We start from the raw sequence: 26,489 nt of genomic DNA on the forward strand, positions 1-26,489 counted from the left end.
CTTTTTTTATGTTTACATACAGAATTTCTGTAAATTTCCGATATATTATTGTTATTTGTAAAAAACTCATTTATACTTTTCTGTAAACGTTTTCATTTAAAAAGGGGGATTTTAATGATTACATTTTTAGTTTCTATCGTTTTATTAGTTATAGGTTATTTTACATATGGCAAGTATATTGAAAAAATGTTTGGTGTTAAGGATGAACGTCCGACGCCTGCTCATGATCAAAGGGATAATATTGATTTTGTTCCGATGTCGACAAATAAGAACTCATTGATTCAATTGTTAAATATTGCAGGTGTTGGACCGATATTTGGACCGATTATGGGTGCTTTATATGGACCTGTTGCGTTTATTTGGATAGTATTAGGGTCTATATTTGCTGGTGCTGTTCATGATTATTTAACAGGTATGATTTCTATACGTAATAAGGGTGCTCATTTACCTGAATTAGCTGGTAAGTTCTTAGGTAATGTGATGAGACATCTCGTGAACGTCTTTACACTATTACTATTATTGTTAACAGGTACGGTATTTGTTACCAGTCCGGCATTACTATTACATTCTTTAATGGATGGTAGAGTGGCTTTAGGTATTATTGTCTTTGTTATTTTCTTATATTATTTCTTATCTACAGTGTTACCTATCGACAAAATTATTGGTAAAGTTTATCCGATATTTGGTTTCATCTTGATGATTTCTGCAGTAGGCATCTTTGTACGATTAATTATGACTGGTGCAGAAATTCCTGAACTAACATTGAAAAATATGCATCCTGATTCGGCGCCTATTTTTCCTTTATTATTCTTTACGATTACTTGTGGTGCTTTATCTGGTTTCCATGCGACACAATCGCCGATTATTTCTAGAACGACGAATAATGAGAAAAATGGTCGTAAAATATTTTACGGCATGATGATTGCTGAAGGTATTATTGCGATGATTTGGGCTGCAGCTGCTATGAGTTTATTTGGTGGCTATGGTGGTCTACAAGAAGTGTTAGCGAAAGGTGAAGCGGCGCTTGTAGTGAGTGAGGCATCTACTATGTTATTAGGTTCTGTATTTGGAACATTAGCGATATTAGGTGTTATTGTATTACCAATAACAAGTGGTGATACTTCATTTAGAAGTGCGAGAATGATTTTGGCTGACTACTTTAATTTCGGTCAGAAGAAAGTAATGAATCGCTTCGCAATTGCGATACCGATGTTTGTTATTAGTTTTATTTTAACGAGAGTAGACTTCACAATACTATGGAGATACTTCTCATGGGCAAACCAAACAACAGCTGTTATCGCTCTATGGATAGGCGCTATGTATTTATTACTATCTAAAAAGAATTTCTATGTCGCTTTAATACCTGCTTTATTCATGACGTGGAATATATTCACATATATATTAAGCCAACCAATAGGATTTGGGATGGATTTATCGCTTAGTTATTGGTTATCAGCTGGTTTGACGATTTTATGGTCTATGTATTTCTATTATTTATATCGTAAAAATAGTGAAAATGCGATAGAAATAGATTATCAAATCGGAGGATCACCCGTATCTAAATATTAAACAGTAAAAGCACCTTTCGATCTCCATCGAAAGGTGCTTTTTATATATTTAATATAGGGAAGGTAGTCTGCCATACGATACTCGCTCAAAAATATCATATGGCAGTGCTATTATTTAGGGGTAATAGCAAATGCTCGGACAGGGAATCCGGGTGCATTTTTAGGTTTAGGGCTAATGGCTAATATAACTGAACCACGTGTCGGTAGTTCATCTAATCCGGTTAACAGTTCTATTTGAAAAGTATCTAAACCAAGTACGTATCGTTCACCGACAATGTCATTGTTTTTACGGATGTCTACTGAAGCATCAGTATCAAATGTTTCATGTCCGATTGACTTGATCTTTCTCTCTTCAAACAAGTATTTAAGTGCGTCTAATGACCATCCTGGGAGATGTTCATGACCATCTTTGTCTTTGTTCTCAAATTGCTCTTTATCTGGCCATTTCTTTGACCAGTCACTTCTAAATGCGACAAACGTTCCACTTTCAATTGGTCCATTTTCAGATTCCCATTGAAGGATGTGTTCTTTAGTTAGTCTGAAATCTGAATCTTGGGCTACTTCTTTTGAAAAATCTAACACGATTAAAGGTAAGACTGTTTCTTGTAAACCGAGTTCATGAAGATATCGTTTATGCTCTACAAAATGTATCGGTGCATCTATATGCGTGCCATATTGTGTAGGAAATTGCCATGATTGGGCAAAGAAACCGTCGTCTTTAACTTTATACAATGTTTTTGTTTCTGCATTTTCAAAAGCTGAAAAATGTGGAGATTCTGAATCAAATGTATGCGTTAAATCTACCCATTTATATTCTTTCAGTTGATTTAGCGTGTTCCATAATGGATATGACATAACATCACCTCATTTATTAGTTAGGTTGTTTAACTGTATTGTCTTGACGTAATTTTTCTACTGAATTAACTAATACAGTTAAAGCTTGTTTTACTTCTTCTTCTTGTCTTGTCTTCAATCCGCAGTCAGGGTTTACCCAGAATAGAGAACGGTCAATTTCTTGAAGTGCTCTATCGATTGCGATTGTAATTTCTTCTTCTGTAGGTATACGAGGGCTATGAATATCATATACACCTAAACCAATACCTAAGTCATATGTGATATCTTCAAAGTCTTTGATTAAGTCACCATGACTTCTTGAAGTTTCGATTGAGATAACATCAGCATCTAATGATTTGATCGCATGGATGATTTGACCAAATTGTGAGTAGCACATATGTGTATGAATTTGTGTTGAATCTTGTACTGAAGAAGTTGATAATCTGAATGAATGTACAGCTTTATTCAAATAATCTTCATGGTATTCAGAACGTAATGGTAAGCCTTCGCGCAATGCAGGTTCGTCTACTTGGATGACTTTAATACCCGCTTCTTCAAGTGCTAGAACTTCTTCATTAATTGCTAATGCGATTTGATCTTGAACTTCGCTACGTGGGATATCTACACGTTCGAATGACCAGTTTAAGATCGTAACTGGACCTGTAAGCATACCTTTAACAGGTTTGTCAGTTAAACTTTGAGCATATAATGTCTCTTTAACTGTTAATGGTGCTGTCCATTTAACATCTCCGTAAATGATTGGTGGCTTAACGGCACGAGAACCATATGATTGAACCCAACCAAACTTAGTTACTAAGAATCCGTTTAGCTTTTCACCGAAGAATTCAACCATGTCATTACGTTCAAATTCACCGTGTACTAATACGTCTAATCCAATTTCTTCTTGAATTTCAATCCAACGTTTAATTTCATTTTGTACGAACTCTTCGTATTTTTCATCTGAAATACGATTGTTTTTCCAATCAGCACGGTATTTACGTACTTCTCTTGATTGAGGGAATGAACCAATCGTTGTTGTTGGTAAGTCTGGTAAATTTAATACTTGATCTTGTAAGACTTTTCTTTCTTTAAATGGTGTAGTACGTTCTGATTTAACTGAATCATAGTCATATTCTAATTGTTTGAATGACTGACTTTCAAAGCGTTCATATTGTGCTTTTAATTCGTTATATAAAGTGTCATCATTTTCGTTAAATAATTGTTTTAAAGCATATAGTTCGTCTAATTTTTCAGTCGCAAAGCTTAAGCCTTCACGAACTGAGTCGTCTAATGTTTCTTCTTCTAAAGTAACTGGTACATGTAATAATGAAGAAGATGGTTGAATCACTAATTCATCTGTATAAGATTGTAATGTTTCGATTAAAGCTTTCTTCTCTTCAATATTAGTAGACCAAACGTTTCTACCATCAACGATACCAGCGAATAAAGCTTTTTCTTTAGGGAATAAGCCATCTTTGATTTGTTGTAAGTTAAATCCATTGTCATGTACAAAGTCTAAACCGAATCCATAGACTGGTAATTGACCAACAAAGTTTAAATCTACACGTTCGAAATATGTTTGTAAGACAAGTTTCGCAGTAGGTGCCGCTTCGTTAAAGAATTCATATGCTTCTTTCGTAATATCTTGAAGATCAGCTGCACCGTCTGTTACGAGAATTGGCTCATCTACTTGGATGTATTCAGCGCCTGCTTCAGTTAATTGCTCGAATACTTCTTTATATAATGGTAAAAGTGTTCTTACTTTTTCATCGAAACTTTGGTCTCCACCTTTAGATAATGCTACGTAGGTAACAGGACCAAGAATAACTGGGTGAGATGTTACACCAACTTCTTTAGAGAAATTGAATTTCTCAAGTAATACATTGTTATTTAATTGAGGTGACACGTTGTCCCATTCAGGTACGATGTAGTGATAGTTTGTGTTGAACCATTTGATTAACGCACTTGCAACATGATCTTTGTTACCACGTGCAATATCGAATAATAAATCGTCATCTACAGGACGTCCTTGGAAACGTTCTGGAATGATGTTAAATAGTAATGATGTATCTAACACGTGATCATATAGTGAGAAATCACCAGTAGGGATATGATCAACGTGATGGTCTTTCTGAATTGTTAAAATTTCTTTGTGTAAATCCTGCAACGTTTGATCTAATTCGGCTTTATCTATTTTTTTAGCCCAGTAACTTTCGATGGCTTTTTTCCATTCTCTTTTCTTACCTAGTCTTGGGAATCCTAAATTTGATGTTTTAATTGTCATAATATTGCCTCCTTGGTTTGTGTTCCAGTTTTTAGTTTTGAATAATTTGCTAATTCAACTGTTAAATCATATTTTAAAAATGGTGTAACTAAGTACAGGCCATTAAAATATTGGTGTACTGCATCAATCAATTGTTTACTCAAATTAATACTGAGTTCTCTTGTTGCATCTCTGTCGTCTTTGACTTTTTCAAAGGCGTTTAGCACTGTATCTGATAGTTTAATACCAGGTACTTCGTTGTGTAAGAAGAGTGCGTTATTGTAATTCGTAATTGGCATAATACCAATGAAAATCGGGGCGTCTATATGTTTAGTTGCTTCATATATTTCTTTAACTTTTTCAGGTTCATAAATCGGTTGTGTAATAAAGTATTCCATGCCAGATTCAATCTTTTTTTCTAATCTTTTGACTGCTGGTTCTAGTCGTCTTACATTTGGATTGAATGCACCTGCAACAGAGAAGTTGGTATTGCTTCTCAATGTATCTCCATCGGCGTTTATACCTTGATTGAACTGAGTAATGATTTCAGCTAATCCGCTAGAATTAACGTCGAATACACTTGTTGCGCCTGGGAAATTCCCCACTTTAGAAGGGTCACCCGTAATCGTTAATATGTCATTAATGCCAAGTAACGAAAGTCCCATTAGGTGAGATTGCAAGCCGATTAAGTTTCTATCACGGCAAGCTAAGTGTACGAGTGGTCTAATTTTATACTTTTGTTTAATGATACTTGCTGCGGCAATGTTAGAAATCCTCACGCTCGCTAGTGAATTGTCAGCAAGTGTGACCGCATCTACACCTGCATCTTCAAGTGCTTGTATCCCATCGAAAAATTTATTCGTATCTAAATGTTTAGGTGTATCTAATTCAACAATGACGGTTGGTCTTTGTTGAACAAGCTCTTTAATACTAGGTTCTTCTTTATTTTGCCTTTTGTACTGTTTTGTTTCGATTGGTATAACATTTTTGTGCTTGATAGGCTTTAAATCTTTGACGACATTCTTTATTTTTTTAATATGTTCTGGTGTTGTACCACAACATCCACCTATTAATCTTACGCCTTGGTTAACGAGCTCTTTAGCTGCATCTGAAAAGTAATCTGAGTTGTTATTGTATTTCAAGTCGTTGTCTTCTAAATCCAGCAAACTTGCATTTGGATAACATGAAAGGTAAGCATGATCAGGTAAGTCAATATGTTTAAATGTCTTAATCATATGGTATGGACCGTGATGACAATTTAAACCAACGACATCTGCACCGGCTTTTACTAATGTTTCTAATGCATCTGGTATAGGTGTGCCATTTCTCAAATAATTTGTGTTACTAGCTGTTAGTTGAGCAATAATCGGAATGTCGTATCTTGCTTTTGTATCTTTTAAGACAGCAAGTAATTCTTCTAAATCGTAGTATGTTTCAAATAAAATACCATCTACACCTTCATTAACAAGTGTTTCAATTTGAATCTCTGTGTGATATTGAATGGCTTCAATTGATAAGTTACTCTTTTTGATATTACGAAAACCGCCTACCGTACCTAGAATAAACGTATGATCGTTGCTCGCTCTTTTAGCGATTTGAACAGCTTCACGATGAATTTCTTTTACGCGATGTTCTAAATTAAAATCTTGAAGCTTCTCAAAATTTGCACCGTACGTGTTTGTTTGAATAATATCTGCACCAGCTTCAATATAAGAACGGTGAATTTGTTCTATCTTGTTAGGGTGTGTCAAATTATAACTTTCTGGACAAGTATCCAATCCTTCAGAGTAGAGGATGGTTCCAATTGCTCCGTCAGCTACTAAAATTTGGTTCTTTAACGCTTCTTTTAGACTCATATGTAGCCTCCTTTAATGCCCAATCGATATCTGTGATCAATTCTTTGACATCTTCTAAGCCGACTGACAATCTAAATAATCCGTTAGTGATACCACGTTCAGCTCTCACTTCTTCAGGGATGGCTGCGTGACTCATTGTAGCTGGGTGAGAAAGAATCGTTTCTACACCACCTAAGCTTACAGATACAAGTGGGATATTAAGATGGTCAACAAATGCTTGTGCTTTTGATTCATCTTTAAGTCTGAATCCGAGCACGGCACCGCCATTTTTAGCTTGTCTTAAATGTGTGTCATTTGTGATTGGATAATAGACTGTTTCAATTGCTTCATTATCGATTAAATATCTATAAATTTGTTCTGTATTATAAACAGATTGTTTAAATCTAATTGGTAATGTCTTTAAATGTTTAGCAAGTGTCCAAGAATCATAAACGCTTAATCCTGAACCTGTACCATTCTGAATAAGATAAATTTCATTTTTAAGTTCTGGATCATTCACAACTACTGCGCCAGCTATGAGGTCACTGTGACCGCCTAAGAATTTTGTAGCTGAATGAACGACGATGTCAGCACCTAGTTTCAATGGTGATTGTCCTAACGGTGTCATAAATGTATTATCGACAGCTAATAGTGCGTCGTGTTTACGTGCAATTTGGCTAACACCATCAATATCTGTCACTTTAAAGAGTGGGTTAGAAGGTGTTTCAACATAGATCAGTTTCGTATTTTCTTGAACAGCTTCTTTGATATTTTGTAAGTCTGTTTGATCGACAGTTGTAAATTCTATTTCGAATTTCTTAAGAATTTGCTCTGTTAGTCTGAACGTTCCACCGTAAACATCATCTGGAAGAATCACGTGGTCTCCAGGTTTCAATGTTAAGAAGACAGCTGTTATTGCAGCAATTCCTGAACTAAATGCAAATCCATAATTACCGCCTTCTAAATCTGCTAACTTTTCTTCAAGTAACTTTCTATTAGGGTTACCACTGCGTGCATAATCAAATTCTTGATTGCCACCTAAAGTTTCTTGATGATAAGTGGATGAATAATATAATGGTTGATTGCTTGATAAGTGTTCGTTACCTCTAGTGGAATCCAATATTAAAGACGTTTCTTTTGAATAGCTCATATTGACACTCCTTCTTTTCTTGAATTTTTTAAGGCTTGTAGTATGTCTTCGTAAATATCTTCATAATCTTCTATTCCAATAGATAAACGGAGTAAATATTCATCTATACCGCGTTTATCTTTTTCTTCATCTGCCATATCTACATGTGTTTGTGTATATGGGAATGTGATAAATGTTTCAGTCCCGCCAAGACTTTCAGCAAATATACATAATTTAATATTTTGTAAGAAGCTATCAACGCTATATGCATTGTTTAAACGGATACTTAACATTCCGGTTTGACCTGAGTAAAGGACTTCATCAATGCTTTCAACAGATTGTAGTGATTGTGCTAACTTTTGAGCATTTTCAGTAGAACGGTCAAGTCGTAAATGTAATGTCTTTAAGCCTCTCAGTAATAAATAACTATCGAATGGTGAGAGTGTTGCACCGATCATATTATGAAATTGGCCAAGTACTTCACCTAAGTAATCATCTGATACAGTGACAATGCCTGCTAACACATCATTATGACCACTTATGTACTTTGTAGCAGAATGTAAGACGATGTCAGCACCATCTTTTAATGGTGTTGATAAGTATGGTGTTAAGAATGTGTTATCGATAATCGTTAATATATTTCTTGCTTGTGCAATTTCATATAAAGGATTTAAGTCTACTGAGAACATTAACGGATTTGAAATGGGTTCAATAAAGAATGCGCGTGTATGTTCATTAATCGATGCGTTTACTTCATCAATATTTGAAAAATCAATGTACTTGAATTTGATGTTGTATTGTTTTTCGTAAAATTCAAATAGTCTAAATGTGCCGCCATATAAGTCGAATGACACTAAGATTTCATCATTTGGTTTAAATAAGTTACAAACTAATTGGATACTAGCCATACCGCTTGAAGTTGCAAATGAGTATTTACCACCTTCAAGTTTGGCAAATGCCTCTTCAAAGTTTGAGCGAGTTGGATTTTTCGTTCTTGTATAATCAAAGCCGGTTGAACACCCTAATTTTTCATGTTGATAGGCTGTTGAAAGATAAATTGGGTTTGTAGTTGCCCCGGTATGGTCTTTAGTTAATGAAATTTGAGCGAGTTGAGTAGATTTCATAATAGCCTTCCTCCCTAATGAATTAAAAAATAAAAATAAAAAAAGCTTCCGTCCTTTAAACCCGAAATAAATCGGATGTAAAGGACGAAAGCTTAGCTCGCGGTACCACCTTTGTTCGCAATGACATTACTGACATTACCTCTATAAGTACGAGTCTCTTACAAGAAGATATAATGGCAGTAAAATTGGTGAACAAATTCCAGTACGCCATCATCGCTAAAGAGACTTTAATACTGTATCGCTATAACGGGCGATCCCGTTGACACCTCAATATCGATGCCACCACTCCAAGGCCATTTTCAATCTTTCTTTCAATGTTCCCTTTCAGCAAATGGGAACTCTCTGATGATTGCAGTGTAAGATTTACTTTCCTTTTTATCGTGATTTTATTTGTTTTCGTTGTTGATATATTACACAATACTATGCGTATATTTTTTTGTCAACAACTTTTCTGAATATTTTAATTTATCGCTCAACTTTTCTTTTGTGCATATATCTTTCAAAATTGTTATAATCTAATTTGGATGTTTTACGTGAAACATACGAGAATAAATAACGTGGTGATGAAATGAAAGAAAGAAATCAAGCCTTAACAGATAAGATTTCTTATAACCATAGTCATGATAAAATTGTTGCACTTCCTTTAGAAAAATTAAGAAGGAATCCGTATCAACCGAGAGATTATTTTGATGAAGAAGCTTTGAGAGATTTAACGCAGTCGATTTCACAGCATGGTGTGTTACAACCTATCGTCGTAAGAGAAACGATAAAGGGTTACGACATCGTTGTAGGTGAAAGAAGATTTAGAGCAAGTCAATTAGCTAACAAAGATTCAGTACCGGCAATCATAAAAAATTTAACCGATGAAGAAATGTTAGAACTTGCTATTATAGAGAATCTTCAACGTGAAAATTTAAAACCTCTAGAAGAAGCAAAAAGTTATGCAACGATGATGGAAGAACTGAACTTAAAACAACAAGACGTAGCAGATAGATTAGGGAAATCAAGATCATACATTGCAAATGTTTTAAGGTTGCTGAACTTACCACCAAGTGTAAAAAAATTAATCAACGAAGAAAAAATATCGAGTGCACATGGTAGAACATTACTTGGTTTAGATAAGAAACATCAATTAGATCAAGTGGCTAAAAAAGTTGTAAAAGAACATATGAGTGTTAGAGCATTAGAAGAATATATTAAACAGTTAAATGCTCAAGGCCAAGACAAGAAAAAGAAAACGAAACAACCGAAACCTAATTTCTTAGTTAAACATGAATATCGATTAAAAGAAAAATTTGGAACAAATATTGATATTTCTAAGACTAAAAAAGCAGGTAAAATTTCTCTTGAATTTAATTCTGAAGATGAATATAAGAGAATATTAGAATTATTGCTAGATGAATAAGAGGTGTAAAAGTGAATAAGATTATGAACATCATCCATAAATTGATAGACCCGTTTATGGATCCAGAAAATTGGCAGAAGTGGATAGAACAAATATTAATTGGCATATTCTACATTGTATTAGCTTACGTCATTATTAAAGTCCTTCATAAAGTCGTAGAGAAATTCTTTACAACGAAATACGGAACTAAGAGGGTAGGGAAGTCTAACAAGCGCGCTAAAACAATGGTTAACTTACTACAAAATGTTATTTCCTATGTCGTATGGTTTATAGTTGCGACAACCATTTTAAGCAATTTAGGCATAAGAGTTGAAAGTATTATCGCTGGTGCCGGTGTGGTAGGCTTAGCAATTGGTTTCGGTGCACAAACTTTAGTAAAAGATGTCATTACGGGCTTCTTTATTATTTTCGAAAATCAATTTGATGTTGGCGACTATGTAAAAATTAATACAACAGGTACCACTGTTGCGGAAGGTACTGTACAATCAATAGGAATGAGATCTACAAGAATTTTATCATTTGCTGGTGATTTAACGATTCTTCCTAATGGTACAATGAATGAGATCGTAAACTTCTCAATTCACAACGGTATGGCTATCGTAGAAATACCTGTATCTATTAAAGAAGATTTAGATGAAGTTGAAAATAAGTTAAATGAATTTTTACCAACAGTTAAAGAAAGATATGAAATTTTCATTAAAGATCCTGAAATTTTAGGTGTAGAAACTGTGACAGCAGGGGAAGCAACGATTAAAATAGCAGGGGAAACAGAACCAAATGAACATGCATCAGGTGCTAGAATCTTAAGAAGAGAAGTGAAATCATTCTTTGATAAAGAAGGTATTCAAGCGCCAATTCCAACAATGGTTTCTTATAATCCAAATAACATTCAATAATCATCTAATCGGGAGGCAAAAATATGATCAAATCATATGAGTTAAATGATATCGTTGAAATGAAAAAACAACACGCATGTGGGTATAATAGATTTAAAATTATCAGACTCGGTGCAGATGTTAGAATAAAATGTGAAGAATGTTCTCGTAGTATCATGCTACCAAGACAAGAGTTTAATAAAAAAATTAAAAAAATATTAGTAAAAGGACAAGGTGAATAAAATATGGCATTAACAGCTGGCATAGTAGGATTACCAAACGTAGGTAAATCAACATTATTTAACGCAATTACGAAAGCAGGAGCACTTGCAGCGAACTATCCTTTCGCAACAATCGACCCTAATGTAGGGATTGTAGAAGTACCAGACCATCGTTTACAAGAATTAACGAAATTAGTAAAACCTAAGAAAACTGTACCAACAGCATTCGAATTTACAGATATTGCAGGTATTGTTAAAGGTGCATCTAAAGGTGAAGGATTAGGAAATAAATTCTTATCACATATCCGTGAAGTAGATGCGATTTGCCAAGTCGTACGTGCATTTGTTGATGAAAATGTTACACACGTATCAGGAAAAGTAGATCCAATAGATGATATCGAAGTTATTAATATGGAATTAGTATTAGCAGACTTAGAATCAGTTGAAAAACGCTATGAAAGAGTAGCAAAAATGGCAAAACAAAAAGATAAAGATGCCGTAGCAGAAGAAAAAGTATTAGCAAAAATTAAAGAAACATTAGAAAACAATAATCCAGTAAGAAGTTTAGAATTCACACCAGAAGAAAAAGCAATCGTGAAACATTTAAGCTTACTCACTTCTAAACCAATGTTATATGTAGCAAACGTAGCAGAAGACGAAGTAGCAAACCCAGAAGATAACGAATACGTACAAAAAATCGAAGAATATGCAAGTAACGAAGGTTCACAAGTTATCGTTATTTCAGCAAAAATCGAAGAAGAATTAGCAACATTAGATGACGAAGACCGCGAAATGTTCTTAGAAGATTTAGGCGTAGAAGAAGCAGGATTAGACAAATTAATCCGCGCATCATATAACTTATTAGGATTAGCAACATACTTTACAGCAGGTGAACAAGAAGTAAGAGCTTGGACATTTAAAGAAGGCATGACAGCACCACAATGTGCCGGTATCATCCATACAGACTTCGAAAGAGGCTTTATAAGAGCAGAAACCGTAAGTTATGATGATTTATTAGCAAATAACGGCATGAACGGTGCTAAAGAAGCGGGTAAAGTAAGATTAGAAGGTAAAGAATACCTAATGAAAGACGGAGACGTTGTACACTTTAGATTTAATGTGTAAGATAAAGGCCAGTAGTGTTTATGCACTATTGGCTTTTTCTTTGATATCAATGAGAAAAAGATTGTAAAAAGTAATACTCTATGCTATAATTCTTGATTGTGAGTAATGAAAATTATTCCTTGCTTAATACTGAGTTATTAGGCCGCATAGACCACAAGGAGGTGTAAATTGATGAGAACATATGAAGTAATGTACGTAGTACGTCCAAATATCGAAGACGAAGCTAGAAAAGCTGTCGTTGAGCGTTTTAAAGGAATCTTATCTTCAAACGGTTCAGAAATCATCGAAGAAAAGGATTGGGGTAAACGTCGTTTAGCTTATGAAATCCAAGACTTCACAGAAGGTTTCTACAACATCGTTAGAGTTAAGTCTGAAAATGACGAAGCTATCAGTGAATTTGATCGTTTAGCAAAAATCTCTGATGATATCATTCGTCACATCGTAGTACGCGAAGAAGAAAAATAATTTAACTTATAAAATGGGGGAGATTAAATGATTAATCGTGTTGTATTAGTCGGTCGATTAACTAAAGATCCGGAATACAGAGTAACACCCTCAGGCGTTCAAGTTGCTACTTTTACTTTAGCTATTAATCGTACTTATACGAATCAGCAAGGTGAAAGAGAAGCTGACTTTATCAACTGTGTTGTATTTAGACGTCCCGCAGAGAATGTAAACAATTACTTATCTAAAGGTAGTCTGGCAGGAGTTGAAGGTCGTCTACAATCTCGTAGCTACGAGAACCAAGAAGGTCGTCGTGTTTATGTAACTGAAGTTGTTTGTGACAGTGTTCAATTCCTTGAACCAAAAGGCGCAAATCAACGTCAATCTGGTAATGATAATCAATCATATAACCAAAATAATAACGAATTCCAAAATTATGGACAAGACTTTGGTGGTAACCAACAACAAGGACAAAAAGCACCTTCAAATCAACAGTCAAATAATCAACAATCAAGTAATCCATTTGCAAACGCTAATGGCCCAATTGATATCAGTGATGATGATTTGCCGTTCTAATAGTTGATTGAAACGAATATAAATTGATAAACATTTAACGAGAAGGGAGGAACACAATCATGGCAGGTGGACCAAGAAGAGGTGGTCGTCGTCGTAAAAAAGTTTGTTACTTCACAGCAAACGGTATTACACATATCGACTACAAAGATACAGATTTACTTAAAAAGTTTATCTCAGAAAGAGGTAAAATCTTACCACGTCGTGTAACAGGTACTTCAGCAAAATACCAACGTATGCTTACTGTAGCTATCAAACGTTCACGTCACATGGCTTTATTACCATACGTTAAAGAAGAACAATAAGAATTAGCGTATAATATAACCCTCTAGCAATCAGGCTAGAGGGTTTTTTTGTGTTTAGAATTATAGAAAAGTTGTTATTTATAATAACAACGATATTATTGTAAATAATTTGGAATTATTAAAAGCATAAATAGTATAAACATTGCTAGTGCGCTGAAGTAAATAGACGTCTTATTTCTTATATATACTTTAGATATTGTTTCACAAATTAATAATTGAGTTAAAAAGCTAAATACAAACAAGAATAATAAACTAAAGATTAGATTTAATAAATTAATATTTGTTAAATCAATAGACATAATCATAAACATAGCCAGAAATAAAATTATTGTATAAATAAAGTATTGGAAAAGAATGTTTATTTTATCTAATAATCTTCTAATAAATTCAAAGTCAAAGATGTATTTTAGTAAAAATATGTTTACTGAAATAGAGAAAATAAATTGTAAAAATAGCAAAGACGATAAATTATTAAAAAAAGATGCCTTTTGATCCAAGAACGTCGTTATTATAGATAATAATAAAATGAGAAATACGATGAATAAATTTGTTTTTCTATACATAAAAAAAGCTCCAATAAATTAATTGATTTTTACTGCGTTTTGAAAGCTATCAGGTGCATCTTTCTTATTGTTTATAATATCAATATAATCAAGTATAACATCTTCCCCAATACCTGTAGTGTATACTAAGTATGATTCATTGTAAGATAAAAAAAGAGGCAACCTCTCGGTCAACCTCTTAAAACGGAAAGAACTATTGTTCTTTCATAATAAACAAGAGATAAAAGGTATCTCTTGGAGGCACATGCCTCATTCCTTATACATAATGTTAATTGTTCTTGACGTAATTAGTCAATCATTTTATGTTTAGTTTTATAAAAATTTCGCAATTTTTTCGTGGAGAATGAATGATTCTAGAACACTGATTATAAAAAAAGAGGCGACCGTCAGTAACAGTCAACCTCAAGTACACTCCGCAGATATGTACCGCTATTTGAATATAATTTTAATCTATATTTAGATAATTATTAATATTATTGATGAACTTTAATTACCATTATTGAAACCAGAATTAAATATTTCATGAATTCCTTGTTTTAAATCTTCTCCTACAACTATGTCGGACATTTCCTCTAATGTTTTAGACACTTTGCTATTAAACTCCCAGTCATTTGCTGTAATAATAAATACTTTTGAAGCGGGATTATCTTTTATATGATTAACTAATATTTCAATGTTTTTTCCTTTTATTGTTTTTGGATTCACTGGATAATATATTGCAAATTCGCCAAAGTTAGGGGTATTTGCGGTATATAAATTTAACTGTAATGATAAATCATTTAATGTGAAAGTTGTGTTTAGTGGTATCTCTTTTGTAAGCATGCCTTGTTCTGTCAGATCTTTGAAAACTTCTTTAGAATGAGCATTTAATGTTCCTTTTGAATATTGGGATTGAGTTTCTATTGCAGCTAAAATGGATAATAATTTTATCTCATGAAACATACCTTTCGTTAACACTATTCGGTTATCGCTATTTAAAAATTTAATAAATTGCTTTTTAAACTCTTGAAATATTTCCATAAAATCACTCCAAAAATGTAAGGTTAGTATGTATAGTTTATTATACTATGCAATTGAAATAAATATGTCTCATTTCATTCATTGTAAAAATACAATATAATAATGTGTAATAGAGTCTAAAGGGTGTGTTCTTAATGACAATCGAAGAAATAATTGAAAGATATAAAAATAAATTTCCAGATCAACAAGTAACAGACGAAGAATTTAAATTAATGATGTCCAATATTGGAAATCCTACTGCCAATATTCGTGAAGATAATTTTGATTTAATTGCGCGTTTTATTATAAGCGGTAAACTGGATAACCATCAACTGCTACAGTTACTTGAGGATTGTGAATTTGTTTTAAGAAGTGTTGACGAAAGTGATACTGAACATCTTGTGCTGGATAGAAGTTTCAGTGCACTTATTATCGGAATCATTATTGAATATTTAGAAGAGCATAATCAGTTACCTCAGGATATTTATGAGAAGATTATAAACTTAGCGATTGATTACATGGATAAGGAATCTGATGTTAGAGGATATGTACAAGGGAAAGGATGGATGCATAGTGTTGCGCATGGATCAGATTTACTTGCAACTTGTGTTAGATCTAAAAATTATACAGGTGACTGTAATAAAGTGATATTAAATGTTGTCGCTAAAAAACTTTATCAGTTAAATACTGATTTATCTTGCTATATAGATGATGAAGATGAGCGACAAGCATTTATCATTGAAGCATTACTTGAAAAAGGACTTACAGATCAAGAATTGAGTAATTGGGTAAGCGAGCTATTCGTGACAGTTAATGAAACAGATTTAAATCAATCTGAAGAGGCATATTTAAGTTATTTTAGAATACGAAAAAATATAAAAGATTTCTTGAAGACATTGTATTTTAGACTAAAATTTAATCAAAAATATCAGGTATCTCAAGATAAAATAGAAGAAATCTTTAAAAAGTTATGCTTAGAATTAACACAACAAGGAGAATAAAAATGGGAATAAAGTTTTATGTAGCAGGTAGTTTTGGAAATAAGAATATTGTAAACAAACTTATAGAGAACTTAGAACAACACGGCTTACAAAATACTTATAATTGGACGCTGAATGATAAAGCAATTAATAAAGAGGACTTAAGAAAAATTGGTCAATCTGAAGCGGATGCAGTGAAAAATTCAGATATACTTTTAGCTATATTGCCTGGAGGTAAGGGGACACATACAGAAATAGGTATTGCGATAGGACATAATAAACCTATTCTATTATTAGCACAAAATGAAAACATATTCGAAGCTGATAATGCAGCTACATTTTATTTCCTGGAAAATGTTTATCGAAAGCAACTTGATAGGGTTAATGTATATGAAGAAGTTGTAGGTATAGCGAAGTTATTATTGTAATATAACTCTTTTTGAAACTATGTTACCATTGGTCTTAGTTATGAAAAAGGAGGATTTTATGAATAATTTAAATCGCCAAAGAAAATTAGATATAGATCACATCATTTTTATTGGCCGTACATATGAAGAATACTTGAACATGTTCAATTTATCCCTAGAATATTTAGAAGGTAAGAGGATCTTAGATTGTCCTGCTGGTGCATGCTCTTTTAGTGCAACTGCAAGGAAATATGATATAGATGTTGAAGCTTGTGATTTAGCATATTATTTTAATGATGATATTTTGTATGAAAAAGGTATTAATGATATTAAACATATGATTAATAAAATGGAACATTCTAAATTGAATTATAATTGGACCTTTTTTAAAGACCTAGATGATTTGGAATTTCACAGAAAAAAAGCTTTAGAAACTTGTGTAAAAGATATGAAAAATAACCAAGATAAATATTGTCCAGTAGAAATGCCACAATTACCATATAATAATAATGCGTTTGATGTATTGTTATCAGCTCATTTTTTATTTTTATATGCTGATGTATTTGATATCGACTTTCATATTCAAACAATTAAAGAAATGATTAGAGTTACAAAAGAAGAGATTCGTATTTTTCCATTAGTTGATATGGGAGGGAAAAGATATAAAAATTTAGATGAAATTATAAAATTATTAAAAGATAATGGCTATAAAACAAGTGAAATAAAAGTACCTTATGAATTTCAGGTTAACGCGAACTCATTTTTGAAGATACAAATTCAGTAAATATAAATAAAGGATGATGTTTCATGAAATCGGTTAGTGTATATCATTATGATGCATTTAGTTTAGAAGCGAATAAAGGAAATCCTGCTGGTGTGGTATTAGATAGTGAAGGATTAACAGATGAAGATATGCAAGAAGTTGCGAAACAAATTGGATTTAATGAAACAGCATTCCCTTTAAAATCAAACCGTGCTGATTTTAGGATACGGTATTTTACACCTGGCCACGAAGTGGATTTGTGTGGACATGCTACTATTGGAACAATCGCAGCAATGAAACAACATGGATTGTTAGAGGATAAGAAGGAATTTACAATAGAGACGAATGCAGGTATCTTACCAATTACTTTAAATATTGAAAATGATAATATTTATATAACCATGCAACAAGCTAGTCCTCAATTTGAAGTGTTCAATGGATCGAGGGCAGATTTGGCTCATGCTATTGGAATTGATGAGAAAGATATTGTAACAGAATATCCGATTGTTTATGGCAGTACAGGAACATGGACATTATTAGTACCTGTTAGGAATCTAGAAGTATGTAAAAGAATGTCTCCTCAAAATGAATTATTTCCAGAAATATTAAAAGAAAGACCCAAAACTTCAATTCATCCATTCTGTATGGAAACTTACAATGAAGACTTACATATGCATGCAAGACATTTTTCCTCACCATTTTCAGGGACAACTGAAGATGCAGTTACAGGAACAGCTTCTGGCGTAATGGGCGCATACTATGCTCAATATATAAATACATCTGCTAAATATCCACTTGAACTAATCGTAGAACAAGGACAAGAAATAGGAAAAGATGGACAAGTGTATGTGCATGTCAATAATATAAACAATCAGCTTAATATTGAGATTACAGGTAGTGCAGTATATGTTAAAGAATTAATAATAGAATTGTAATTCTTTAGACTGCCAGGATACTAAAAACCCTCTCTAGACAAGGACTAGAGAGGGTTTAATGTATAACTTAAAATTTATTAAATTTCAGTTTTTCTATAACATGGTCGTGATTTTTATATAGTACGAGATCTGCTCTGTTTTTAGTTGGCAAGATGTTTTTGATTAAATTGACTTCGTTAATATTGTCCCATAAATCTGTTGCTATTTTTAAGGCTTCGTCTTTTGGGATGTCTCGATATTTATAGAAATGTGAGTCTGGTTTTTGGAAGGCTTCTTCTTGAAGTAGTAAGAAGCGGTTGAGATACCATTTCTTCATATTTTCTATTGTTGTGTGTAAATATATTTTGTAATCAATATAATCACTAACGAGTTCTTCTTCATGTGGACTTACTTGGAAGATGTTCACGCCTTCTATAATAAGAATGTCCGGACAGTTTATGTTGTGATATTGGTCTTTAAGACGGTCGTATGTGATATGTGAATACGTGTATGTTGGAATGTTAGGCTCGTTGTTCTTAATTTGTTTTAAGTGACTGATCAATGTTTTTGTATCATAACTTTCAGGAAAACCTTTTTTAGAAAGTAAGTCTTTATCGATGAGTTCTTGTTTAGGCATGATATAACCATCAGTCGTAATCAAATCAACTTTCCAGTCCGCGTTATATTCTTGTAGTAAGTTTAAAAGCAGTCTTGAGACAGTACTTTTCCCTACAGAAACCCCTCCTGATATTCCGATAATAAAAGGTGGTGTGTTATTTTTGTTATGTAATTTGTTGTTAATGTTAGATGAATAATCTTTATGGAACTTAACTTTGTTTGTCAAAAAATTAATGAGTGGCAAATAGAGTTCATTAATTTCTGAATTTGTTAAGTTATCATTTAAACTGATAATTTCTTCTAAATTTAAATGACTTGTATCCATATCTAATTTAAAATTTGTGTTTTGCCATTCTTCTTTTGTGAATTTCATAATGAGTTCCTTTACTTAAGAATTTTTCACTTTTTACAGTACTCGTATAGGGTAACATAAATAGTCATGAAAGTGCTTTATTAATTTTGAAAAATTCTTATATAAGGTAAGACATTTAAAATTCTGCTATGACAAGTTTGTCTTCAAGGACTTGGTTTACAAAGTTTACGGTTGCTTCTCTTGATATAGGGTTATGTCCGAGCTTTTTATTGTTGTATAATATGAACTTTATGTTTGAACTGTTTATTTCGTATTTATCTAAGAAACTACAAAATGGATCGAAATGTCTAGTCATATCAGTCTCACATAATCTGTTTTGTATGTAGTAAATTTTAGGTACATATTTTTGTTTGCGGAATAAGCTTGTGATCGATAGTCTAAGTGCGTATTGTTTTTTGATGTAATCACGTGAACGATTGGGAAATATTTTGTTGTATAGTTTTTCAACGTTCACTTTATCGTAGCGATCTACGTAACATTGTGGATTGTTCACTACAGCAGTCGTGCCTTTATGTAATGTTGCTAAATACATAGACATAAAGCCACCTGCAGATGAACCACAATAGACGACATTTTGAGGTTCTATTTGAAGTGCTTGCGTGACTTGTTGCGCAATCTCAGAATAGTCTTTTAAGAAATGACGTTCTTCTCTTCCAACACCCCAACCTATACGTAATTGTTTATAATGAACAGTTCTGTCATCTATATAAAGACAATTCGCATTGAAATCTTCATGCCATTTACTTCTCATAAAGACAGGCGGTTTACTTTTAGACGGATCAATCGCGCCATTCGAAAATACAACTAATTTATGATTATCTTCTTTAAGATTTAATTTGATATAGATGTCTAAATCATCTTTCATGATTTTCACAACTTGATGATTATGCGCCCATAAAAGGTCGTTGTTCAAATCTTCGTAATTTAATGTTTCCATGATGTGAAACACTCCTAATGGTTAATATTCATTACAAATACTTAATATAAAATTCAATATAACAAAGTACTCTAGCAATTAACAATTATATAGTGGAAATTTACAAAAACTTAACAAAAAAGAGGCTAGGCATCATGCCCAACCTCTTTTTAAAGGGATTAGATATTGAATAATCTTTGGAAGAATCCTTTTTTCTTAGGTTCTTCTTCAGTTTCTGATTTGATTTCTTCTTTTACTTCTTCTTCTTTGTTTTCTGAAGGCATTGAAGTTTCGTCTACTGTCGTTTCTGGTGCTTTTTCTTCAGTAGATGCTGCCGCTTTTTCAGTAGTTTCTTCTTTAGTTGTAGTTGCATCTTCTTCTTTAGATTCTACCGCTTTATCAGTAGCAGTTTCTGGTTTAACAGCAGTTTCTTTATCTTCTGATTTCACTTCAGCTTGTGTTTCTGATTTAGCTGGCTCTTCAGCTACAGCAACTTTTGTTTCTTCTTTTTCTTCTTGTTTGTTCGTTTCAACTGATTCACTAGAAGTCTTATCTTCTGAAACTACTTTAGAACTTTGTGGTTGTTCAGCTTGTTTCGCTTCAACTTTAGTATCATTCTCTTGAGCAGTATCCTCTGATTGTTGAGGTGCTTGTAATGCTAAAGTTTGTTCTAGTTTCTGTTGTTGAATATGTACTTGTTGCAACATTTCACCAAGCATTTGTCTTTCTCTACGCATATGTTGAACTTCTAATCTTAATTCTTCAATTAAATGTTGTAGTTCAGGTGTTTGATTAGCAGGTTCGTCTTTAACAAGAACTTGTAAAAAGTCTTTCTCTTGTTCAAGTGTTTCGAATGCTTGGTCATAACTATTAGTTTCTTTAACCTTTTCCGCTATTTCTTGGAAAAGTTCAATATCTTCTTCTTGGAAGTCTGTCGCTTCTCTTCCACGATATTCTGTCTTAGAAAGTTGATATCCTCTGTCTTCTAAGTGCTGTACAATTTTTCTAACTTGCTTTTCACTAAGACCTACTTTAGTTGCGAATTCTTTAGTTAACATATTATAAATCATCCTTTATTTGACAGTAATTTAATAGGTAGGGTTGTCTGTCGGCAGACAACCGTCACACTTCCCTTTATACATTACATGTAAATAACAGAAAGTTCAAGTATTTATTGTATTAATTGTGAAAAGTATTATATGCAAAAAAGAAATATGTTATTATTTAGGAAATTAGAACAATGAAAATTAATATTGGAGCTGTTAGATATGTCTAATAATACTGAGAAAAAAGCTTTTAAACCAATTTGGATTATTGTTAGTTTTGTTGTATTAATTGGAATATTGTTATTACCAACTTCAAATGATTTACCTGTTATGGCAAAATGTGCGCTAGCGATTTTAGCTTTTGCAGTTATTATGTGGGTAACAGAAGCCGTAAGTTATCCTGTATCAGCGGTCATGATTGTTGGCCTGATCGTTGTACTAATTGGATTTAGTCCAGTTCAAAATTTAGGAGATGCGTTAGGCAATCCGTCAGCAAATGGAAAAGCTTTAGAAGGGGATGCGTTACTAGGTACAGGCAATGCATTACAAATGGCTTTAAGCGGATTTTCAGGGTCTGCAGTGGCACTCGTTGCAGCAGCATTATTCTTAGCTACAGCGATGCAAGTAACCAATCTACATAAACGGTTAGCATTACAAGTACTTTCTATTGTAGGAAACAAAACAAATCGAATTGTTATTGGTGCAATTGTCGTTTCTATTATTTTAGCATTCTTTGTACCTTCAGCTACAGCAAGAGCAGGTGCTGTTGTACCCATATTATTAGGTATGATTGCTGCATTTAATACATCTAAGAACAGTAAATTAGCAGCATTATTGATTATTACTGCCGTGCATGCCGTCTCAATATGGAATATAGGTATTAAGACTGCCGCCGCTCAAAATATCGTTGCGATAGGATTTATTAATAAATCAATGGGACAAGATGTGTCTTGGGGTGAGTGGTTCTTATATGCAGCACCATGGGCGATTATCATGTCAGTCGTCTTATACTTTGTGATGATTACTGTCATTAAACCTGAGGAGAAAGAAATAGAAGGTGGAAATGAATTAGTTAAAGCACAATTAAAAGAATTAGGATCAGTTTCAGCAAGAGAGTGGCGACTCATTACGATTTCTGTCTTATTATTATTTTTCTGGTCTACCGAAAAAGTGATCCATCCTATTGATTCATCTTCTATAACAATCATCGCATTAGCAATTATGTTAACACCTAAAATCGGTGTCTTTACTTGGGAAGATGTTGAGAAGAAAATTCCGTGGGGTACAGTTATCGTATTTGGAATTGGTATCTCATTAGGAACAGTATTGTTGGAAACAACAGCGGCACAATGGTTAAGTGATAAAACATTTGGATTGATGGGACTTAATCATATGCCACTAATCGCAACCATTGCACTCATTTCAATATTTAATATTTTAATACATTTAGGATTTGCGAGTGCAACGAGTTTATCTTCAGCCTTAATCCCTGTGTTTATAGCCTTAACACAAACATTAAATCTAGGAGATCAATCAATCGGATTTGTACTTATACAACAATTCGTGATTAGTTTTGGTTTCTTATTGCCAGTTAGTTCACCACAAAATATGCTGGCTTACGGTACAGAAACATTTACCGTTAAAGACTTTATTAAAACAGGTGTACCACTCACAGTTATTGGATACTTATTAATTATCTTGTTCAGCATGACATATTGGAAGTGGATAGGATTGATATAAAGGAGGTTTAAACAGGCTGCTGAGATAAGAAATCATTGAAGTCGTGGCTTAATGTCAGAGTAAAGCCAAGAGATCATCCAAATCCATCCGAACTACATAAAAAAGCCGTTCAATTCCCAAAAAATTGAACGGCTTCTTCTTTTCTCTATTTAAATTAATTGTCCAATAAATACGGCGATGATGATAATTGGAAGTACAAATTTAACTAAGAAATACCATGTATTCACAAAGAGTCTTCCTTTTTTAGTATCGCTCATATTTAATTCTTTCATAATGATTTCTTTATTGAATATATGACCAACGAAGATGGTTACGCCTAATGCACCTATTGGCATTAAGATATTCGCGACTAAGTAATCCATATTATCGAAGAATGTTCCGACACCGAATGTAAAGTCCTGGAGTAATCCGTTTGAAAGTGCTGATGGTATCCCGAATATAAAGACTAATATACCAATGATATATGACCATTTCTTTCTATTATCATTATTATTTTTAGTAATATTTGAGATGTTCAATTCTAATAACGAAATTGAAGATGTAATGGCTGCGAATAAAAATAATATTAAAAATAGTAAATAGAACAATTGACCGACAAACATTTGATCAAATACTTGTGGAAGGACGATAAATAATAATCCTGGTCCTTGGTTAGGTTCTAATCCAAATGCGAAAATAGCTGGGAAGATGGCTAACCCGGCTGCTATTGATACAGCTATGTTCATCCACACAATAGCATTCGCACTTTTGACGATATTTGTTTTACGGTCTAAATATGAAGCGTATGTCATCATACCGCATGTTCCAAGTGATAATGCGAAGAACGATTGACCTAGGGCATATAGTATACCTTCAGCACTTAAATCTGAAACTTTTGGTTGTAGGAAATATTGAATTCCGTCTAAAGCACCGTCTAAAGTGATTGACCTAATAATGACAATTACAAATGATATAAATAAAAGTGGCATCATGACTTTTGAAGCTTTCTCGATACCTTTTTCTACACCTTTACTGACAATGACTACAGTGAACAGTATAAAGGCAAACTGACTCGCTAATGAATAGAATGGGTTAGATATATAATCATTAAAGATATTGCCGTAATTATGTGATTGCGTTAATCCAAAGCTGTCTAAAAGAGTACGTATAATATATAAAATGATCCAACCACCGATAACACTATAGAAAGAAAATAGTACAAAGACTGTTAGATTTCCAAGCCATCCTACTAAATTCCAAGATGATTTACCGGATACTTTTTTGAAGATGTTAGTAGAATATGTTCTACCATAACGTCCCAATACAAAATCACTTAAAAGTAGTGGTAAGCCGACAAGCAATGTGAAAATAATAAATATTAGTAAAAATGCGCCACCACCGTATGTTCCAGCCATGTATGGGAATTTCCATACAGCACCAATTCCTATAGCTGACCCGGCACTTGCTAGAACGAAGCCGATATTGGACGACCATTGAGATAAATTTTTCATATATATTCCTTCTTTTAATTTGATATTCACTTTAAAGCGGTAAAGCTTTTAAGTAAAAAAATAAAACTCACAGCAATGAATTTTACACTATATTTTGGGATAATGCAATATTAAAAAATATCGGCAACATAAGTTAGTTGCCGATAGGGTATTATAATTAATAGAACGAATAAAAACCTTATTCGCCGATTGAACCGTTACTTTCATCATTCCAAGCGATGATTCTATCTACTGGTAATCTACTAGAATCATGTGGTGGTTTAACACCTTTACCAATAGCGATTAAATGAGCTGGTACATATCTAGAAGTATCAATGTTTAATGCTTCTAATACAGCTGTTTTATCGAATCCACCGATAGGGTTTGTATCATAACCGTGATCAGTCGCAATAAGCATTAATTGCATAGAAGCTAAGTTAGCATCCATTAAACCTTGTGCATTAAAGTAACTTTCATCAGCACTGCTAATTAAATTTGAGATTGTTTCAATAAAGTAATCTTTTGAATTTTCATCCATATAGCCAAGTTCAACGTTCTTCTCGTAAATATCGCTCACATATTCAGCGTGTTTTAAATCTGCAAGTACAAGAATAATCGCACTTGATGAATGTAATTGTCTTTGGTTGAACTGTACAAGATGGTCTAATTTTTGTTTTGTTTCTTCAGAATCGATGATAACAAAGCGCCATGGTTGTAGGTTGATTGATGAAGGTGCTTTAGTAGCAAGTGCTATCATTTCTTTCATTTCTTCTCTTGGAATTTTGAAGTTTGAATCGAACTCTTTAACTGATTTTCTTTTATTAATAATTTCAGTTAATGAAAGCTTTGAGTGTGTCATTTTATTTCTCCTTTTAGTATGATGTCATTATAATGCACCAATTAACTAAAAAAATAAAATGATTAGCTTACGAATTAAATTTTTTTAGGAGGGATTGTCATTGGAATCGAAAATATTAATATCAGAACTGGATAAACCGATTTTTCTAGCGGGTATGGCTGGAGGTATTACAACACCTGATTTAGTGGCTTCAGTTTGTAATGAAGGCGGCTTTGGACAAATTGGTGCTGGATATATGACACCTGATGCTTTAGCTAAAGATATAGACCAAATTAGACAAATGACTTCTGAACCGTTTGGCGTCAATTTATTTGTGCCAGAGTATCCGGCTATTGATCAAGAAAAAGTTAATTTTATGAATAAAATATTACATCCCATAACTGAAAAATTAAACAGTAAACAAATACAAGATGTTTCAATAGATGTGAATTTTGAGGACATGTTAAACGTGATTATAGATAAACATGTTAAATATGTAAGCTTTACATTTGGTAAGCCTTCAGAAAGTCTCGTTCGCACATTACATGGCCATCATATTAACGTAATAGGAACTGCAACAGATTTAAATGAAGCTCAAGCTTTGGAATCCATTGGTATTGATGCGATAGTGATTCAAGGTAGTGAAGCGGGTGGTCATAGAGGTTCATTTGAACAATCATTGCCAGAAAATCGTCTTACAACTGAGCAATTGTTTAATCAAACGTATCCTTTGATTAACGTTCCATTAATAGTAGCGGGCGGTATCACGACACCAGAATTAGCGAAAAGTTATATTCAAAAAGGTGCTCATGCAGTTCAACTTGGGACAGCATTCTTAACAACACATGAAAGTGGTGCGCCAGATGTACATAAAGCGCATATATTAAAAGCACATCCTGATGATATTATATTAACGAATACGTTTAGTGGGCGTTATGCAAATGGTATTATAAATCCGTTTATACAGTATATGGAACAATTTAAAGATGATATTTGTCCGTATCCGATTCAAAATATATTAACACAACCTTTAAGAGGGCAGTCTAAAAAGTTAAAGAATCCAGATTATATGAATTTATGGTGTGGTACAAATCCAGCAGGCGCTAAAGATGAAAGTGTCCGTGCATTAATGGAAAGGTATCATAAAGTAATAAAAAGCTGA

The 26,489-nt window shown here is 33.2% G+C and carries 26 protein-coding genes and 1 other annotated feature; of the genes, 14 read left to right on the plus strand and 12 right to left on the minus strand.

Annotated features, from left to right (window positions below; genetic code table 11):
- Window positions 1–114: 114 nt before the first annotated feature.
- Window positions 115–1,569: a carbon starvation CstA family protein gene (locus tag LQ686_RS03830; RefSeq protein ID WP_025906212.1), complete on the plus strand. Its 1,455-nt coding sequence runs from the start codon at window positions 115–117 to the stop codon at window positions 1,567–1,569.
- Between the two features lie 110 nt (window positions 1,570–1,679).
- On the opposite strand, the gene LQ686_RS03835 is transcribed toward LQ686_RS03830, so the two are convergent.
- Genes LQ686_RS03835 through LQ686_RS03855 form a run of 5 tightly spaced genes read right to left on the minus strand, consistent with a single transcriptional unit; the run spans window position 1,680 to window position 8,753 of the window.
- Entirely contained in the window at window positions 1,680–2,423 is a 744-nt protein-coding gene (locus tag LQ686_RS03835) for a cyclase family protein (protein WP_025906211.1), read from the minus strand.
- Window positions 2,424–2,439: 16 nt separating this feature from the next.
- On the minus strand, window positions 2,440–4,689 hold the full coding sequence (gene metE / locus LQ686_RS03840; RefSeq protein WP_107572665.1) for a 5-methyltetrahydropteroyltriglutamate--homocysteine S-methyltransferase: 2,250 nt from the start codon (window positions 4,687–4,689) through the stop codon (window positions 2,440–2,442).
- A complete protein-coding gene (locus LQ686_RS03845; RefSeq protein WP_107572664.1) occupies window positions 4,683–6,521 on the minus strand; it encodes a bifunctional homocysteine S-methyltransferase/methylenetetrahydrofolate reductase in 1,839 nt (612 codons plus the stop codon). The genes metE and LQ686_RS03845 overlap by 7 nt, the downstream gene beginning before the upstream one ends.
- Window positions 6,478–7,650 (minus strand): cystathionine beta-lyase MetC, encoded by a 1,173-nt coding sequence (gene metC, locus LQ686_RS03850; protein ID WP_037589456.1) that lies wholly within the window; start codon window positions 7,648–7,650, stop codon window positions 6,478–6,480. The genes LQ686_RS03845 and metC overlap by 44 nt, the downstream gene beginning before the upstream one ends.
- Window positions 7,647–8,753 (minus strand): PLP-dependent transferase, encoded by a 1,107-nt coding sequence (locus LQ686_RS03855; protein ID WP_037589454.1) that lies wholly within the window; start codon window positions 8,751–8,753, stop codon window positions 7,647–7,649. Before LQ686_RS03855 ends, metC begins: the two co-directional genes overlap by 4 nt.
- Window positions 8,754–8,830: 77 nt before the next feature.
- Window positions 8,831–9,141: a binding site (T-box leader), on the minus strand.
- A 180-nt stretch (window positions 9,142–9,321) separates the two neighbouring features.
- On the opposite strand from LQ686_RS03855, the gene LQ686_RS03860 reads away from it, so the two are divergent.
- The 7 genes from LQ686_RS03860 to rpsR all read left to right on the plus strand — a co-directional run bounded on the left by LQ686_RS03860 (window position 9,322) and on the right by rpsR (window position 13,701).
- Entirely contained in the window at window positions 9,322–10,158 is an 837-nt protein-coding gene (locus LQ686_RS03860; RefSeq protein ID WP_107596388.1) for a ParB/RepB/Spo0J family partition protein, read from the plus strand.
- A gap of 11 nt (window positions 10,159–10,169) precedes the next feature.
- Window positions 10,170–11,054 carry a mechanosensitive ion channel family protein gene (locus tag LQ686_RS03865; protein ID WP_078099956.1) on the plus strand — a complete coding sequence of 295 codons (885 nt, stop codon included), beginning with the start codon at window positions 10,170–10,172 and terminating at the stop codon, window positions 11,052–11,054.
- Window positions 11,055–11,077: 23 nt separating this feature from the next.
- Window positions 11,078–11,275 carry a DUF951 domain-containing protein gene (locus LQ686_RS03870; protein WP_025906204.1) on the plus strand — a complete coding sequence of 66 codons (198 nt, stop codon included), beginning with the start codon at window positions 11,078–11,080 and terminating at the stop codon, window positions 11,273–11,275.
- A gap of 3 nt (window positions 11,276–11,278) precedes the next feature.
- Window positions 11,279–12,379 (plus strand): redox-regulated ATPase YchF, encoded by a 1,101-nt coding sequence (gene ychF, locus LQ686_RS03875; protein WP_103360498.1) that lies wholly within the window; start codon window positions 11,279–11,281, stop codon window positions 12,377–12,379.
- Window positions 12,380–12,550: 171 nt separating this feature from the next.
- Window positions 12,551–12,844 (plus strand): 30S ribosomal protein S6, encoded by a 294-nt coding sequence (gene rpsF / locus LQ686_RS03880; RefSeq protein ID WP_025906202.1) that lies wholly within the window; start codon window positions 12,551–12,553, stop codon window positions 12,842–12,844.
- A 27-nt stretch (window positions 12,845–12,871) separates the two neighbouring features.
- Window positions 12,872–13,399 (plus strand): single-stranded DNA-binding protein, encoded by a 528-nt coding sequence (ssb, locus tag LQ686_RS03885; protein WP_025906200.1) that lies wholly within the window; start codon window positions 12,872–12,874, stop codon window positions 13,397–13,399.
- Between the two features lie 59 nt (window positions 13,400–13,458).
- The gene (gene rpsR / locus LQ686_RS03890; protein WP_025906198.1) at window positions 13,459–13,701 is read left to right on the plus strand and encodes a 30S ribosomal protein S18; all 243 of its coding nucleotides are present in this window, start codon (window positions 13,459–13,461) and stop codon (window positions 13,699–13,701) included.
- 581 nt (window positions 13,702–14,282) lie between these two features.
- Here rpsR and LQ686_RS03895 read toward each other — a convergent pair.
- Both LQ686_RS03895 and LQ686_RS03900 read right to left on the minus strand, forming a co-directional pair.
- Window positions 14,283–14,426 carry a hypothetical protein gene (locus tag LQ686_RS03895; protein WP_158011154.1) on the minus strand — a complete coding sequence of 48 codons (144 nt, stop codon included), beginning with the start codon at window positions 14,424–14,426 and terminating at the stop codon, window positions 14,283–14,285.
- 324 nt (window positions 14,427–14,750) lie between these two features.
- Window positions 14,751–15,284 (minus strand): hypothetical protein, encoded by a 534-nt coding sequence (locus LQ686_RS03900; RefSeq protein WP_107573042.1) that lies wholly within the window; start codon window positions 15,282–15,284, stop codon window positions 14,751–14,753.
- Between the two features lie 134 nt (window positions 15,285–15,418).
- Here LQ686_RS03900 and LQ686_RS03905 point away from each other — a divergent pair, with 134 nt between their 5' ends.
- The 4 genes from LQ686_RS03905 to LQ686_RS03920 are packed head-to-tail and all read left to right on the plus strand — an operon-like array spanning window position 15,419 to window position 18,348.
- Window positions 15,419–16,264, plus strand: a complete 846-nt coding sequence (locus LQ686_RS03905) for a DUF2785 domain-containing protein (protein WP_103360500.1) — start codon at window positions 15,419–15,421, stop codon at window positions 16,262–16,264.
- A 2-nt stretch (window positions 16,265–16,266) separates the two neighbouring features.
- Window positions 16,267–16,671 carry a nucleoside 2-deoxyribosyltransferase gene (locus LQ686_RS03910; protein ID WP_158258982.1) on the plus strand — a complete coding sequence of 135 codons (405 nt, stop codon included), beginning with the start codon at window positions 16,267–16,269 and terminating at the stop codon, window positions 16,669–16,671.
- 58 nt (window positions 16,672–16,729) lie between these two features.
- Window positions 16,730–17,434 carry a class I SAM-dependent methyltransferase gene (locus LQ686_RS03915; RefSeq protein WP_103360502.1) on the plus strand — a complete coding sequence of 235 codons (705 nt, stop codon included), beginning with the start codon at window positions 16,730–16,732 and terminating at the stop codon, window positions 17,432–17,434.
- A gap of 23 nt (window positions 17,435–17,457) precedes the next feature.
- Window positions 17,458–18,348, plus strand: coding sequence for a PhzF family phenazine biosynthesis protein (locus LQ686_RS03920; protein WP_103360503.1), 891 nt, complete (start codon window positions 17,458–17,460; stop codon window positions 18,346–18,348).
- 67 nt (window positions 18,349–18,415) lie between these two features.
- Here the strand turns inward: LQ686_RS03920 and coaA are convergent, their stop codons facing one another.
- The 3 genes from coaA to LQ686_RS03935 all read right to left on the minus strand — a co-directional run bounded on the left by coaA (window position 18,416) and on the right by LQ686_RS03935 (window position 21,292).
- On the minus strand, window positions 18,416–19,318 hold the full coding sequence (gene coaA, locus LQ686_RS03925) for a type I pantothenate kinase (RefSeq protein WP_037589445.1): 903 nt from the start codon (window positions 19,316–19,318) through the stop codon (window positions 18,416–18,418).
- 115 nt (window positions 19,319–19,433) lie between these two features.
- Complete coding sequence (locus tag LQ686_RS03930; RefSeq protein ID WP_103360504.1) at window positions 19,434–20,255, minus strand: YqiA/YcfP family alpha/beta fold hydrolase; 822 nt, start codon at window positions 20,253–20,255, stop codon at window positions 19,434–19,436.
- 158 nt (window positions 20,256–20,413) lie between these two features.
- On the minus strand, window positions 20,414–21,292 hold the full coding sequence (locus LQ686_RS03935; RefSeq protein ID WP_107618075.1) for a hypothetical protein: 879 nt from the start codon (window positions 21,290–21,292) through the stop codon (window positions 20,414–20,416).
- Window positions 21,293–21,502: 210 nt separating this feature from the next.
- On the opposite strand from LQ686_RS03935, the gene LQ686_RS03940 reads away from it, so the two are divergent.
- Window positions 21,503–23,020 carry a DASS family sodium-coupled anion symporter gene (locus tag LQ686_RS03940; RefSeq protein ID WP_107573038.1) on the plus strand — a complete coding sequence of 506 codons (1,518 nt, stop codon included), beginning with the start codon at window positions 21,503–21,505 and terminating at the stop codon, window positions 23,018–23,020.
- Between the two features lie 149 nt (window positions 23,021–23,169).
- Here the strand turns inward: LQ686_RS03940 and LQ686_RS03945 are convergent, their stop codons facing one another.
- Both LQ686_RS03945 and LQ686_RS03950 read right to left on the minus strand, forming a co-directional pair.
- A complete protein-coding gene (locus LQ686_RS03945) occupies window positions 23,170–24,510 on the minus strand; it encodes a sodium-dependent transporter (protein WP_239733172.1) in 1,341 nt (446 codons plus the stop codon).
- A gap of 178 nt (window positions 24,511–24,688) precedes the next feature.
- Entirely contained in the window at window positions 24,689–25,348 is a 660-nt protein-coding gene (locus LQ686_RS03950; RefSeq protein ID WP_103361450.1) for a nitroreductase family protein, read from the minus strand.
- A gap of 100 nt (window positions 25,349–25,448) precedes the next feature.
- Here LQ686_RS03950 and LQ686_RS03955 point away from each other — a divergent pair, with 100 nt between their 5' ends.
- Window positions 25,449–26,489, plus strand: coding sequence for an NAD(P)H-dependent flavin oxidoreductase (locus LQ686_RS03955; protein WP_239733173.1), 1,041 nt, complete (start codon window positions 25,449–25,451; stop codon window positions 26,487–26,489).

The organism is Mammaliicoccus sp. J-M41 (assembly GCF_022385935.1).
In the GTDB taxonomy this organism is placed as follows: Bacteria; Bacillota; Bacilli; order Staphylococcales; family Staphylococcaceae; genus Mammaliicoccus; species Mammaliicoccus sciuri_A.

What these genes read in the sequence shown, in the direction of transcription:
- LQ686_RS03830 (WP_025906212.1), top strand. Translation starts at nt 115, where the DNA reads ATGATTACATTTTTAGTTTCTATCGTTTTATTAGTTATAGGTTATTTT.
- LQ686_RS03835 (WP_025906211.1), bottom strand. Translation starts at nt 2,423, where the DNA reads ATGTCATATCCATTATGGAACACGCTAAATCAACTGAAAGAATATAAA.
- LQ686_RS03845 (WP_107572664.1), bottom strand. Translation starts at nt 6,521, where the DNA reads ATGAGTCTAAAAGAAGCGTTAAAGAACCAAATTTTAGTAGCTGACGGA.
- metC (WP_037589456.1), bottom strand. Translation starts at nt 7,650, where the DNA reads ATGAGCTATTCAAAAGAAACGTCTTTAATATTGGATTCCACTAGAGGT.
- LQ686_RS03855 (WP_037589454.1), bottom strand. Translation starts at nt 8,753, where the DNA reads ATGAAATCTACTCAACTCGCTCAAATTTCATTAACTAAAGACCATACC.
- LQ686_RS03860 (WP_107596388.1), top strand. Translation starts at nt 9,322, where the DNA reads ATGAAAGAAAGAAATCAAGCCTTAACAGATAAGATTTCTTATAACCAT.
- LQ686_RS03870 (WP_025906204.1), top strand. Translation starts at nt 11,078, where the DNA reads ATGATCAAATCATATGAGTTAAATGATATCGTTGAAATGAAAAAACAA.
- ychF (WP_103360498.1), top strand. Translation starts at nt 11,279, where the DNA reads ATGGCATTAACAGCTGGCATAGTAGGATTACCAAACGTAGGTAAATCA.
- rpsF (WP_025906202.1), top strand. Translation starts at nt 12,551, where the DNA reads ATGAGAACATATGAAGTAATGTACGTAGTACGTCCAAATATCGAAGAC.
- ssb (WP_025906200.1), top strand. Translation starts at nt 12,872, where the DNA reads ATGATTAATCGTGTTGTATTAGTCGGTCGATTAACTAAAGATCCGGAA.
- rpsR (WP_025906198.1), top strand. Translation starts at nt 13,459, where the DNA reads ATGGCAGGTGGACCAAGAAGAGGTGGTCGTCGTCGTAAAAAAGTTTGT.
- LQ686_RS03900 (WP_107573042.1), bottom strand. Translation starts at nt 15,284, where the DNA reads ATGGAAATATTTCAAGAGTTTAAAAAGCAATTTATTAAATTTTTAAAT.
- LQ686_RS03905 (WP_103360500.1), top strand. Translation starts at nt 15,419, where the DNA reads ATGACAATCGAAGAAATAATTGAAAGATATAAAAATAAATTTCCAGAT.
- LQ686_RS03910 (WP_158258982.1), top strand. Translation starts at nt 16,267, where the DNA reads ATGGGAATAAAGTTTTATGTAGCAGGTAGTTTTGGAAATAAGAATATT.
- LQ686_RS03915 (WP_103360502.1), top strand. Translation starts at nt 16,730, where the DNA reads ATGAATAATTTAAATCGCCAAAGAAAATTAGATATAGATCACATCATT.
- LQ686_RS03920 (WP_103360503.1), top strand. Translation starts at nt 17,458, where the DNA reads ATGAAATCGGTTAGTGTATATCATTATGATGCATTTAGTTTAGAAGCG.
- coaA (WP_037589445.1), bottom strand. Translation starts at nt 19,318, where the DNA reads ATGAAATTCACAAAAGAAGAATGGCAAAACACAAATTTTAAATTAGAT.
- LQ686_RS03930 (WP_103360504.1), bottom strand. Translation starts at nt 20,255, where the DNA reads ATGGAAACATTAAATTACGAAGATTTGAACAACGACCTTTTATGGGCG.
- LQ686_RS03935 (WP_107618075.1), bottom strand. Translation starts at nt 21,292, where the DNA reads ATGTTAACTAAAGAATTCGCAACTAAAGTAGGTCTTAGTGAAAAGCAA.
- LQ686_RS03940 (WP_107573038.1), top strand. Translation starts at nt 21,503, where the DNA reads ATGTCTAATAATACTGAGAAAAAAGCTTTTAAACCAATTTGGATTATT.
- LQ686_RS03945 (WP_239733172.1), bottom strand. Translation starts at nt 24,510, where the DNA reads ATGAAAAATTTATCTCAATGGTCGTCCAATATCGGCTTCGTTCTAGCA.
- LQ686_RS03950 (WP_103361450.1), bottom strand. Translation starts at nt 25,348, where the DNA reads ATGACACACTCAAAGCTTTCATTAACTGAAATTATTAATAAAAGAAAA.